Source organism: Massilia sp. UYP32, assembly GCF_050434365.1.
Taxonomy (GTDB): Bacteria; Pseudomonadota; Gammaproteobacteria; order Burkholderiales; family Burkholderiaceae_D; genus Telluria; species Telluria timonae.
In genome coordinates, this window is record NZ_JBNDIK010000012.1 from 117,868 (window position 1) to 130,264 (window position 12,397).

The 12,397-nt window shown below is 65.6% G+C and carries 9 protein-coding genes; 6 read left to right on the forward strand and 3 right to left on the reverse strand.

Annotated elements, in window-relative coordinates:
• Positions 1 to 46: 46 nt before the first annotated feature.
• Entirely contained in the window at positions 47 to 1,780 is a 1,734-nt protein-coding gene (locus ABIB42_RS11455) for a methyl-accepting chemotaxis protein (protein ID WP_429248380.1), read from the forward strand.
• A gap of 54 nt (positions 1,781 to 1,834) precedes the next feature.
• Here ABIB42_RS11455 and ABIB42_RS11460 read toward each other — a convergent pair whose 3' ends face one another.
• Complete coding sequence (locus ABIB42_RS11460; RefSeq protein ID WP_005662826.1) at positions 1,835 to 2,386, reverse strand: hypothetical protein; 552 nt, start codon at positions 2,384 to 2,386, stop codon at positions 1,835 to 1,837.
• Between the two features lie 214 nt (positions 2,387 to 2,600).
• Here ABIB42_RS11460 and ABIB42_RS11465 point away from each other — a divergent pair, with 214 nt between their 5' ends.
• Positions 2,601 to 3,989, forward strand: coding sequence for an MFS transporter (locus tag ABIB42_RS11465; protein ID WP_005662828.1), 1,389 nt, complete (start codon positions 2,601 to 2,603; stop codon positions 3,987 to 3,989).
• Positions 3,990 to 4,009: 20 nt separating this feature from the next.
• Positions 4,010 to 6,355 carry a GH36-type glycosyl hydrolase domain-containing protein gene (locus ABIB42_RS11470; protein WP_429248381.1) on the forward strand — a complete coding sequence of 782 codons (2,346 nt, stop codon included), beginning with the start codon at positions 4,010 to 4,012 and terminating at the stop codon, positions 6,353 to 6,355.
• Position 6,356: 1 nt separating this feature from the next.
• On the opposite strand, the gene ABIB42_RS11475 is transcribed toward ABIB42_RS11470, so the two are convergent.
• Together ABIB42_RS11475 and ABIB42_RS11480 are read right to left on the reverse strand one after the other, a co-directional pair.
• Entirely contained in the window at positions 6,357 to 8,150 is a 1,794-nt protein-coding gene (locus tag ABIB42_RS11475; protein ID WP_005662830.1) for a glycoside hydrolase family 16 protein, read from the reverse strand.
• Positions 8,151 to 8,392: 242 nt separating this feature from the next.
• A complete protein-coding gene (locus tag ABIB42_RS11480; protein WP_429248382.1) occupies positions 8,393 to 8,911 on the reverse strand; it encodes a gluconokinase in 519 nt (172 codons plus the stop codon).
• Between the two features lie 300 nt (positions 8,912 to 9,211).
• Here ABIB42_RS11480 and ABIB42_RS11485 point away from each other — a divergent pair, with 300 nt between their 5' ends.
• The 3 genes from ABIB42_RS11485 to ABIB42_RS11495 are packed head-to-tail and all read left to right on the forward strand — an operon-like array spanning position 9,212 to position 12,392.
• The gene (locus tag ABIB42_RS11485) at positions 9,212 to 10,612 is read left to right on the forward strand and encodes a CmpA/NrtA family ABC transporter substrate-binding protein (RefSeq protein WP_429248383.1); all 1,401 of its coding nucleotides are present in this window, start codon (positions 9,212 to 9,214) and stop codon (positions 10,610 to 10,612) included.
• Positions 10,613 to 10,630: 18 nt separating this feature from the next.
• On the forward strand, positions 10,631 to 11,506 hold the full coding sequence (gene ntrB / locus ABIB42_RS11490) for a nitrate ABC transporter permease (protein ID WP_429248384.1): 876 nt from the start codon (positions 10,631 to 10,633) through the stop codon (positions 11,504 to 11,506).
• On the forward strand, positions 11,496 to 12,392 hold the full coding sequence (locus ABIB42_RS11495; protein ID WP_429248385.1) for an ABC transporter ATP-binding protein: 897 nt from the start codon (positions 11,496 to 11,498) through the stop codon (positions 12,390 to 12,392). Before ntrB ends, ABIB42_RS11495 begins: the two co-directional genes overlap by 11 nt.
• The last annotated feature ends 5 nt before the right edge of the window (positions 12,393 to 12,397 follow it).

Sequence of the window (12,397 nt, forward strand, 5' to 3'; positions counted from 1 at the left end):
ATGCCGCCATTCCGGCGGAAAAAACCCTATCTCAATTACACAAAACATGGGCAATTTCATCAAACTCAACATCGGTACGCGCCTGGCCGCCGGCTTCGCCCTGACGCTTCTGATGACCGTCATCATCGCTACCGTCGGCGTCTGGCGCCTGAACCAGGTCGCCCACGAGACAGAGGCGATTCTGGCAGAACCGCTGGCGAAGGAGCGCATGATCGCCGAGTGGTACACCCAGATCTTCGCCGCCGTGCGCCGCACCGCCGCCATCGTCAAGAGCAGCGACCCGTCGCTGACCGAGTTCTTCAAGGAAGACTCGGCCTCCACCGGCAAGCTGTCGGCCGACCTGGTCAAGAAAATCGAACCGTTGATCAGCGGCGACGACGAGACCGCCCTGTTCAAGTCGGTCATGGAACACCGCGCCGCCTACAGCAAGGCGCGCGATGGCGCGGTCAAGGCCAAGGCCGACGGCAACGTCGAACTGGCGGAACAGATCCTGACCCAGCAATTCAATCCCACCGCCAAGGCCTACCAGGAACGCGTGAAGGAACTGGTCGACCTGCAGCACAAGCGCATCGCCGCGAGCGCCGGGCTGATCGCCAGCACCGCGGCCCGCGGCAACGTCGTGATCGGCTCGCTGGCTGCCGGCGCGCTGCTGCTGGGCGGCGTGTTCGCCTGGCTGCTGACCCGCTCGATCACCCGTCCGCTGCGCCAGGCGGTGCACGCGGCCGAACAGGTGGCGGCCGGCGACCTGACGGTCGAGATCGACACCAGGGCGACCGATGAAACCGGCGCCCTGCTGCGCGCGCTGGGCCATATGAATACGTCCCTGTCGAAGATCGTCGACGAAGTGCGCAGCGGCACGCAAACCATCAGCGGCGCCTCGAGCGAAATCGCGGCCGGCAGCTTCGACCTGTCCAGCCGCACCGAACAGCAAGCCGCGGCGCTGGAAGAAACCGCCGCCTCGATGGAAGAACTGACCGGCACCGTGCGCCAGAACGCCGACAACGCGCGCCAGGCCAACCAGCTGGCGATCGCCGCCTCGAGCGTGGCCACCCAGGCCGGCCAGGCGGTCGACCAGGTGGTCGCCACCATGGGCTCGATCAACGATTCGTCGCGCAAGATCGTCGACATCATCGCGGTCATCGACGGCATCGCCTTCCAGACCAATATCCTGGCGCTGAACGCGGCCGTGGAAGCGGCGCGCGCCGGGGAGCAGGGCCGCGGCTTCGCGGTCGTGGCCTCGGAAGTGCGCACGCTGGCGCAGCGCTCGGCCGCCGCCGCCAAGGAAATCAAGCAACTGATCGGCGACTCGGTCGAAAAGGTCGACACCGGCACCAGGCTGGTCGACCACACCGGCGCGACGATGCGCGAAGTGGTCGACTCGATCCAGCGCGTGACCGACATCATGGGAGAAATCTCGTCGGCCAGCCAGGAACAGATCACCGGCATCGATCAGGTCAACCAGGCCATGGGCCAGATGGACAATGCGACCCAGCAGAACGCGGCGCTGGTCGAGGAAGCCACCGCCGCCACCGCGGCGCTGCAGGATCAGGCGCAGCGCCTGGCGCAGGTGGTCGATGTGTTCAAGCTCGATGCGCGGTATGTGACCCCGGCGGCGCCGGTGGTTGCGGTGAAGCGTCCGCCCGCACGGCCGGCGTTGGCCAAGCCGGTGGCGCGTGCGGCGGCCAAGCCAGCACCTGTCGCCAAGCCGGCAGCCGCCAAGGCCACCGGCAAGCCTACTGCACCAGCCAAGGTCAATGAGGCAGAATGGGAAGAGTTCTGACCGTCTCTCGCCGCTAAATGAAGCCGCCGTCCCTTTTCAGGCACGGCGGCTTTTTCATTGGCTCCGGCTTTCCAGCTGTTCCCTCACGTAGGCCAGCCACCTGTCGTCTGGATTGGGCTGGCCGCGCACGGTTTCGATGTACTCGAAGCTGCGCCAGGTGGCGGGCCTGCCGCGGAAAATCAAATACATTTCGCCGATCTCGAAGTTCGGTCGCAGCACGCAGTCGGAATCGTTGTACAGGCGTCCCCCTCCACGTTCCCAGAACTTTTCATCACTGTGGTCAAGGGATGACGGCGGCGATCGCGTCTCTCCCGCCGCGCCAACGATAATGAACCGCTGTGCGGGGAAGCCCCGGATGCGCTCTTGCACTTCGAATTCGTATTCAACGGTCAGGCGTCCTCCACCTCCGCGGATCGATGTGGGCGTCGCTCTGACGACTTTGGCGACGGAGACATCCGTGGCCATGGCGATCTGCGCTTCAGGTGTGACCATCTGCTCGCGTGGAGGCGCGTAACAGGCGAGGCTGGATGGACTTGCCAGGATGCCGAGCAGCAAAGTAGCGTACAGTTGGCTCTTCAAGAAAGTTGTTGATGGCGGTGCGAACACTTTGCCTCTCCTGCTGGCTGGACAGTTCATGCTAGCAGTCGTCTGCCTCATCAAGATGCGCACACTGTCACATCCCGGCTGAAACAGACGCAACGCGTGTGTTGACATTCCATTCACCCCGCCGCATACTTGCCGCTGATGTTAGCGTTATCATTCAAGGCACGGTGGACGTTTCCTCTCCGTCGTCGCACAAAAATATACACGGAGACAAACCATGCTCAAGCGCGCGCCTGAAGCCCTGGTTCCTGAAGAAAAAAGCATCGGTCATGCTCTCGGCTGGCGCGAAAAGCTCAGCTATGGCGTAGCCGATATGGGCTTCAATTTCTATTGGGCCAATATCGCGACCTTCCTGCTGATTTTCTACACCGACACCTTCGGCATCTCGGCGGCCCAGGCTGCCACCCTGCTCGCCTCGATCAAGCTGATCAACGCCTTCACCGACCCGCTGATCGGCGCCGCCGCCGACCGCACCAGCACCCGCTTCGGCAAGTTCCGCCCCTATCTGGTCTGGATGTCGATCCCGCTCGGCGCCGCCGCCGTGCTCACCTACACCACGCCCGACCTCGACGCCGACGGCAAACTCGTCTGGGCCTACGCCAGCTACCTGGCGATGATGGTGTTCTACACCTGCGTCAACATCCCCTATAACGCGCTGTCCGGCGTGATGTCGGCCGACCCGCAGGAGCGCTCGACCATCAACGGCCTGCGCTTCATCTTCGCCTTCGCCGGCTCCACCCTGGTAACGGCCGCCACGCCGGCCATGGTGGGGTGGCTGGGCGGCGGCGACGATGAACGCGGCTGGCAGCTGACCATGGTCGCCTGGAGCATCGCCGCCGCCCTGATGTTCCTGATCACCTTCGCCAACACGCGCGAGCGGATCGCCCCGCCGCCCGGCCAGAAGAGCGACGTGCTGCGCGACATTCGCGACCTGGCCGCCAACCGTCCCTGGGTGGTGCTGTTCGTGCTGGCCCTGGTGATCATGGTGACCATCACCCTGCGCACCACCACCTCGGCCTATTACTTCAAGTATGTGGTCGAACGCCCCGAGCTGATGGCGAGCTTCGTGCCGACCTATATGATCTTCGCCGCCATCGGCGCCGCCTGCACGCCGCTCATGACCCGCTTCGTCGACAAGAAACTGCTCATGATCGTGCTGATGAGCGCGACCGCCGTTTTCTCGGCCGCCTTCTTCCTGATTCCCAGCGACCGCATCGACCTGATGTTCGCGCTGCAGGCGGCCACCGGCTTCGTGCTCGGCCCCAAGTCGCCGCTGGCGTTCTCGATGTATGCCGACACCGCCGACTACAACGAATGGACCACCGGCCGCCGCGCCACCGCCATGACCTTCGCCGCCGCCACTTTCTCGCAAAAGCTCGGCACCGCGGTCGCGGTGAGCGTGATCGGCGCCGTGTTCACCGCGCTGGGCTACGTGCCCAATGCCGCGCAGACGACCGGCTCGCAGGCCGGCATCGTGTGGCTGATGTCCTTCGTGCCGGCCTCGTTCGCCCTGATGGCGGTGCTGGTCATGTGCTTCTATCACCTCGACGGCAAGCTGCTGGCGCGCATCCAGCTCGAGCTGGCGGCGCGCAAGGCGGCGCCATGAAAACATTGGAGACTCCATCCATGCTGCACCCGCAAGACGACCGCTACGTGCTCACCAGCCCCACCGCGATGCCGCAGGCCGGCGGCTTCCTGTGGAACCGCAGGATGATGATCCAGTCGACCTGCCGCGGCTATGCCACCGCCCAGTTCATGCAGCCGGAGCCGAGCAAGTATTCGCATGCGCCGAACATGCAGGCCAAGTCCTTCATGCAGCCGGAGCAGCACTACTACGCCCACCATCCGGGCCGCTTCTTCTACGTGAAGGACGAAGACACGGGCGAGCTGTTCTCGGCGCCCTACGAACCGGTGCGCGGTGGCGTCGACCGCTTCGAATTCTCGGTCGGCCGCCACGACCTGCGCTGGACCGTCGAGAAGTTCGGCATCCGCATCGAACTCGTGCTCGGCCTGCCGGTGGACGACGTCGCCGAGCTGTGGTCGATGGAAGTGACGAACCTGTCGGACCGCCCGCGCCGCATCAGCGTCTATCCCTATTTCACGATCGGCTACATGTCGTGGATGTACCAGTCGGCCGAGTACCGCCACGACCTGGGAGGCATCGTCGCCTCCAGCGTCACGCCCTACCAGAAGCTGGAAGATTATTTCAAGAACCGCCTGTTCAAGGACCGCACGGTGCTGCTGTGCGAACAGGCGCCGGACGCCTGGGAAGTCGGGCAGATCGCCTTCGAGGGCGAAGGCGGCCTGCATGCGCCGTCCGCGCTGGCCGGCGAACGCCTGGGCTGCGGCGACGCGCGCTACGAGACGCCGGCCGCCGTGGTCCAGTACCGGCTGGCGCTGGCGCCAAACGAAGCGGCCACGCGGCGCTTCCTGTTCGGCCCCGCCTTCGACGATGCCGAGATCGCGTCCCTGCGCGACACATACCTGAGCGAACAGGGTTTCGCCGCCGCCGCGCGCGACTACGCGGCTTATATCCTGGAGGGCGAAGGCGTGCTGCGGATCGCGACCCCGGACCGCGAGCTCGACAACTTCGTCAACACCTGGCTCGCGCGCCAGGTCTATTACCACGGCGACGTCAACCGCCTCTCCACCGACCCGCAGACCCGCAACTACCTGCAGGACAATATGGGCATGGCCTTCGTCAAGCCGGCGGCGGCGCGCGCCGCCTTCCTGCATGCGCTGAGCCAGCAGGAAGCCAATGGCGCGATGCCGGACGGGATCCTGCTGTTCGAAGGCGCCGAACTGAAATACATCAACCAGATCCCGCACACCGACCACTGCGTGTGGCTGCCGGTATGCCTGCGCGCCTACCTCGACGAGACCGGCGACGACGCCATCCTCGATGCGCCGGTCGCCACCCACGACGGCGACGTGAAAACCGCGTTCGAACGCATCTCGCTGGCGATGGACTGGCTGTTGCAGCGGCGCGATGCGCGCGGCCTGTCCTATATCGAGCAAGGCGACTGGTGCGACCCGATGAATATGGTCGGCTACAAGGGCCGCGGCGTCTCGGGCTGGCTGACGGTGGCGGCGGCTTATGCGCTGAACCTGTGGGCCGACGTGTGCGCGGCGCGCGGCGACGCCGCTTCGCTGACGCGCTACCGCGCCGGCGCCGAAGCGATGAACGGCGCCGCCGAAGCCCATCTGTGGGACGGCGCCTGGTTCGCACGCGGCATCACCGACGACGACGTCAAGTTCGGCGTCGCCAGCGACACCGAAGGCCGCATCTACCTGAACCCGCAAAGCTGGGCCTTCCTGTCGGGCGCCGCCAGCGCCGATCGACGCGCGCTGATGTTGAATGCGATCGACGAGCAGTTGCGCACGCCCTACGGCGTGCAGATGTTCGCGCCGCCCTACAGCGGCATGCGCGAGGACGTCGGCCGCGTCACGCAGAAGCATCCCGGCTCGGCCGAGAACGGCGCCGTGTACAACCACGCCGCGGTGTTCTACATCTACAGCCTGTACACGATCGGCGCAGCCGACCGCGCCTTCGACGCGCTGCGCAAGATGATCCCCGGCCCCGGCCTGGACGACTACCTGCAGCGCGGCCAGCTGCCGGTGTTCATCCCCAATTACTACCGCGGCGCCTACAAGGAATATCCGCGCACCGCCGGGCGCTCGAGCCAGCTGTTCAACACCGGCACCGTGGCCTGGGTCTACCGCTGCCTGATCGAGGGGCTGTGCGGCCTGAAGGGCGACCTGAAAGGCCTGACGGTGGCGCCGCAACTGCCGTCTGGCTGGGACGCCATGACGGTGACGCGGCGCTTCCGCGGCGCGACCTTCGAGGTCGACATCAGGCGCGGCGCGGTCGACCGGGTCGAGGTGACATGCGATGGTGTGGCCCTGCCTGCGGCCCGCGTCGACAACATCGAAGCGGGCCGCACATACCGGCTCGAGGTAAGCGTGCCCTAAATTACTGCATCGTGTGCGTCTGCTGCTGCGTATCCACCGCGAACCCGCGTTGCGCGTCCCAGTAGGTGAACCAGTACCGCACCACGTCCCCGATCTTCAGCCCGCCCGCCGTGTAGGTGTTGTTGGCGCCGCTGAGCTGCATCCGGACGTTCTGCTGCGGCCCATTGTTGACGGTGTAGTGCACGTCGGCCCAGCCGCCGGTGGTGGTGCGGAACTGCAGCATCGTCGACGAGGTCTGGCTGACCGAGGTCGGGCCGCTCGGCTCCGGCTGCGGCGTGGCGCCGCCGCCGCCCGATTCCCACACGATGTCGTCGATCGCGAACTGGAAGCTCGATGACGGCAGCGCGCCGTCGATGCTCGATATCATGAAGATGTCGTGGATCGACTGCGCCGCGACCAGGGGCCCGAGCAGGGTCGAGACAGGAATCGAGGCCTGCGCCCACTGCCCGTTGCGCGTCAATCCATAGGCCGTGGTATTGGCCGGGAAGTTGACCCAGTTCTGGTTCGTGTAGGTGTCGCCGATGCCGATCCTGAAGCCGACGTTGGCCGGGATCCGGATGCGGAACTTGACGGTGCCGTTGGCGCGGTAGTTGCTCAGGTTGCGCGCCTGGCGCGCCTGGATGCCGCCGCCGAACCACTGGCCCGGCGTGGTGTAGTTCCAGGCGATGACGTTGCTGCCTTCGAACGGCGCGGTGTTGCCGGCGCCGGTGGAGGCGACGTTCCACAGGAAGATGTCGGAACTCGTCCCCGCCACCAGCTTGTTGTTGACCGCCGTGGTGTCGGTGAACACGCCGAACTTGCCGGCTACTTCGGGCACGGTCTGGTCGCCCAGCTTCACCTGGCCCTTGCCGTCCATCTGATACACGCGCACGTAGTCGACGTACATGGTGGCGGGCAGCGGCGCCGTGACCTGGCCCGGGTTGGCGGCGTCGGTGAAGTTGCCGCCCACGGCCATGTTCAGCAGCAGGTAGAACGGCGCCTGCAGCGCGCTCGAATTGACCGGCAGCGGCGCGTTGTACATATTGTGCTCGACGCCGTTGTCGACCGTCGTGAAGCGCATCTGGCTCTCGTCCCAATAGAAGCGGTAGGTGACGAAGCGGTTCGCGAGCGAATTCTGGGGCACGTACCAGTTCTTGGTCTGCCACGCGGTCGAGGCGGCGCAGCTTTCGTTGCCGGGCACGCAGGCGGCCTGCTGCCAGGTGATCACGTTCGAGCCGACGAAGTGGTTCGACGACGGCGCCCCGCCCTCGGCGCGGCCGGACGCCTTGTGGCCCATCTCCATGATGTCGATCTCGCCGTTGCGCGGCCAGGTCTGCGGACTGACGCCCAGCATCCACGCGGCCGGCCACAAGCCGGTGCCGAGGTTCGGCGTGGCCATGCGCACCTCGATCATCCCGTACTGCACCTGCACCTTGTTCTTGGTGTCGAGCCGGGCCGAGGTGAAGACATTGCTGCCGATCGTCTGGCTGCGCGCCTGGATCGCCAGCGCGCGCGTGCCCGATTCGAAAGGCACGTTGACGATGCTGGCGTTGTTGGGGCTGTAGTACTGCAGCTCGGCGTTGCCGTAGCCGCACAGGCCGATCTGGCAGCCGTTACCGTCCTGCAGGTTCCACACGCCAGTGTTCACGCTGCTGCCATTGAATTCCTCGGACCACAGCAGCTGGCCGATGACCGGATTGGTGACGCTGGCCGCGGCCTGCGCTGCACAGGCCAGCAGAGCACCTGTGACAAGCGCTGCGGGAAGCGAATGGAAAGGTTTCCATCTCGAGCGATGTTTCTGGTTCTGGTTGTTCACGTCGACTCCTCTTGTTCTCACTACAAGAAAATGCGGCCGTGCCAGGATGGCCGTGCCGCGCCTCGCCAACTTGCCGTTGGTCTCGAATGCATGCGGATTCGTGCGGAATAAGGAAATTGGAAACCTTTCCAAACAGGAAAGAAAAATATAGTCCGATTCCCGCAAGGCGTCAAACGGATGTGAACGTTTCGTGTGCGATTACCCCGCCGGCATACGCATGCGACGGGGTGGAGGGCGCAGCGTCAGGTCCGGACGCTGGCGAGGATTTGCGCGACCAGTTGTTCCTGGCTGTCGCGGATGTCGAGGGTAATGCCGGCTTCGTCCGGCTGCAGGGGTTCGAGCGTCTCCAGCTGGCTGTCGAGCAGCGATGGCGGCATGTAGTGGCCGGGGCGGTTGCTGACGCGTTCGAGCAGCAGGCCGCGCTCGCCGGCCAGATGGGCGAAGCGCACGTCGCCGCCGGCGCTGCGCAGCAAGTCGCGATAGGCGCGCTTGAGCGAGGAACACGACAGCACCGCCCCGCCCTCGCGTGCGGCGAGCTTGTCGCGCAGGGTCAGGAGCCAGTCGCGGCGGTCATCGTCGGTCAGCGCAATGCCGGCCGTCATCTTGGCGATATTGGCCTGAGAATGAAAGGCGTCGCCCTCGATGAACGGCACGCCAAGCGCGGCGGCCAGCTTTTCGCCGATGCTGGTCTTGCCGCAGCCGCTCACGCCCATGACTACCCAGGCCGTCCCCTTGTTGTCGTCTCGCGCTTGTGTCGTCATTTCCTCATGTTAACGCTAACATCAATACAGCCGATTGTAGCGCCTGGGCACGAAGGATGTAAAGCATCATGCACCACGGTTGGGCGGATGCGCGGCGCCGGTGCCTGTCGGCAGAAATCGCACACCCCGCCCTGCCGGCGCTTGCCAACGCAAAAAGCGGTTTTCGTCTTTGAAATGAATGGCTTAACCCCACACGATTCCAGATGGCACAGGTCTTGCTGTCGACAATGCTCAGGCATGGTCACGCCCGCCTCGCAGTTTCACTTTTTGCGTCATCACCACTACCAGGGGTCTTCGCCAATGAAAGATGAGAATCTGTACCGTCCTTATTCGCCCGAATCTTCCCTGACCGGCTGCGGCTGCGCTTGCGGCAGGCATGGTTCCCAGGACGAGCACGATCGCGAAGCGCAAGCCGCCAGGCTGCGGCGCGCCGGCGATGCCGAAGCGCTGTCCGGTGACTTCGTCGAGGCGGCAGCGGTGCGCGCCCTGTTTCCGCATGAAGCGACGCGCCGCAACCTGATCAAGGCAGTGGGCGCGCCGACGCTGATGGCGGCGATCGGTTCGCTGCTGCCGCTGGCCAGCCTGCAGGCCAATGCGATGGAAAAAACGGGCGCGCTCGAGAAGAAGGACCTCAAGATCGGCTTCATCCCGATCAACTGCGCCACCCCCTTGATCATGGCCGACCCGATGGGCATGTACAAGGCGCAGGGCCTGAACGTCACCCTCAGCAAGACCGCCGGCTGGGCGCTGGTGCGCGACCAGATGATCAACCGCGAGCTCGATGCTTCGCACTTCCTGGCGCCGATGCCGCTGGCGATGTCGATCGGCCAGGGCGGCGCGCCGCAGCCGATGCGCGTCGCCACCATCCAGAACATCAACGGCCAGGCGATCACGCTCGGCCTCAAGCACAAGAACAACCGCGACCCGCGCAACTGGAAGGGTTTCAAGTTCGCGATCCCCTTCGAGTACTCGGTCCACAACTTCCTGCTGCGCTACTACCTGGCCGAGCACGGACTTGACCCGGACCGCGACGTCCAGCTGCGCGTGACGCCGCCGCCCGAGATGGTCGCCAACCTGCGCGCCGGGAACATCGACGGCTTCCTCGGCCCCGATCCGTTCAACCAGCGCGCCGTGTTCGACCAGATCGGCTTCATCCACATTCTCACCAAGGACATCTGGAACGGCCATCCCTGCTGCGCCTTCGGCGCCTCGCAGGCCTTCATCGACCAGAACCCGAACACCTTCGCCGCGCTGTACCGCGCCATCCTGAATGCCACCGCGATGGCGCACAAGGCCGGGAACCGGGCCGAGATCGCCAAGGCGATCAGCAAGCCGGCCTACCTGAACCAGCCCGAGACCGTGGTGCTGCAGGCGCTCTCCGGCCGCTTCGCCGACGGCCTGGGCAAGGTGCGCAACGAGCCGGACCGCGCCGACTTCGACGCCCTGCCCTGGTATTCGATGGCGACCTGGATGCTGACGCAGATGAAGCGCTGGGGCTACCTGAAGGGCGACGTCAACTACAAGGCGCTGGCCGAGCAGGTGTTCCTGCTGACCGATGCGCGCAAGCAGATGGCGGCCCTCGGCATGCCGGCGCCGGCCGCCGCGGCAAGCGGCTACCGACCGTTCACGATCATGGGCAAGACCTACGACCCGGCCAAGCCGCAGGCCTACCTGGACAGCTTCGCGATCAAGCGCGCCTGAGTTGGAACGAAAGAATCCATGCACAAGCAAATGAAGTTCAAGGCGGCGCTGCTGTCGCTGGCGCTGCTGCTGGTCTTGCTCGGCGTCTGGCATATCGCCACCGCGCCGCGCGCCGCGGCGCCGGTGGCGGCGATGAGCGCCGAGGAAGCCGAGTACGCGGCCCTGATGGGACAGGCGCCGGTGGCCGCCGCGGATCCGGCGCCTGCCGCCGGCAGCGGCTTTCCCACGCCGTCGCAGTTCGCGCAGATAGCGGGCGGCCACCTGGCCGACCCGTTCTACGATCGCGGCCCGAACGACCGCGGCGTCGGCATCCAGCTGGCGCATTCTCTGGTGCGCGTCGCCCTGGGCTATCTGCTGGCGATGCTGGTGGCGATCCCGCTGGGCTTCGTGATCGGCATGTCGCCGCTGCTGTACCGCGCGATCGATCCGTTCATCCAGGTGCTCAAGCCGATCTCGCCGCTGGCCTGGATGCCGATCGCGCTCTACACGATCAAGGATTCGTCGATCTCGGACATCTTCGTGATCTTCATCTGCTCGATCTGGCCGATGCTGATCAACACCGCCTTCGGCGTGGCCGGCGTGCGCAAGGACTGGCTCAACGTCGCGCGCACGCTCGAAGTGTCGCCGCTGCGCAAGGCCTTCCTGGTGATCCTGCCGGCGGCGGCGCCGACCATCATCACCGGCATGCGCATCTCGATGGGCATCGCCTGGCTGGTGATCGTCGCCGCCGAAATGCTGATCGGCGGGAACGGCATCGGCTACTTCCTGTGGAACGAATGGAACAACCTGTCGCTGGCGAACGTGCTCTTCGCCGTGCTCATGATCGGCGTCGTGGGCATGGCGCTGGACCTGATGTTCGCCGCCCTGCAAAAGAAGGTGACCTATGCCGAATGATCGCTTCGTCCAGGTCGACGGCCTGGCCAAGACCTACCGCGCCGGCCAGCCGCCGGTGTTCGAACAGGTGTCGTTCGCGATCGAGCGCGGAGAATTCATCTGCATCATCGGCCATTCGGGCTGCGGCAAGAGCACCATCCTGAACGTGCTGGCCGGGCTCGAAGCGGCCAGCGCCGGCACCGTGATCATGGACGGCCGCGAAGTGACCGGCCCCGGCCTGGACCGCGGCGTGGTGTTCCAGAACCACGCCCTGCTGCCGTGGCTGAGCGTGGAAGACAATATCGGCTTCGCCGTGCGTTCGCGCCATCCCGACTGGCCGCGCGACAAGGTGCGCGAGCACGGCGCGCGCTTCATCGAGATGGTGGGCCTGAGCGGCGCGGCGCGCAAGAAGCCGGCCGAGCTCTCGGGCGGCATGAAGCAGCGGGTGGGCATCGCGCGCGCCTTCGCGGTCGAACCCAAGATGCTGCTGCTGGACGAACCGTTCGGCGCGCTCGACGCCCTCACCCGCGGCACGATCCAGGACGAGCTGCTCGGCATCTGCGCGGCCACACGCCAGACCGTCTTCATGATCACCCATGACGTCGACGAGGCGATCCTGCTGGCCGACCGCATTTTCTTGATGAGCAACGGCCCCCGGGCGCGGATCGCCGAGATCGTCGTCAACACGCTGCCGGCCGACCGCAGCCGCGCCACGATCCACCGCGATCCCCAGTTCTACAAGATCCGCAACCACCTGGTCGACTTCCTGGTGCGCCGTTCGAAGATGCTGCAGCAGTCCGGCGCCGAGGGCGCCAAGCCCTCGGCGACGCGCATCGTACGTCCCGGCCTGGAAGACGATGCGCAGCCCCCTGTCCCCGACCATTACCGCGCACAGGCTTCGGCCTGAGCAAC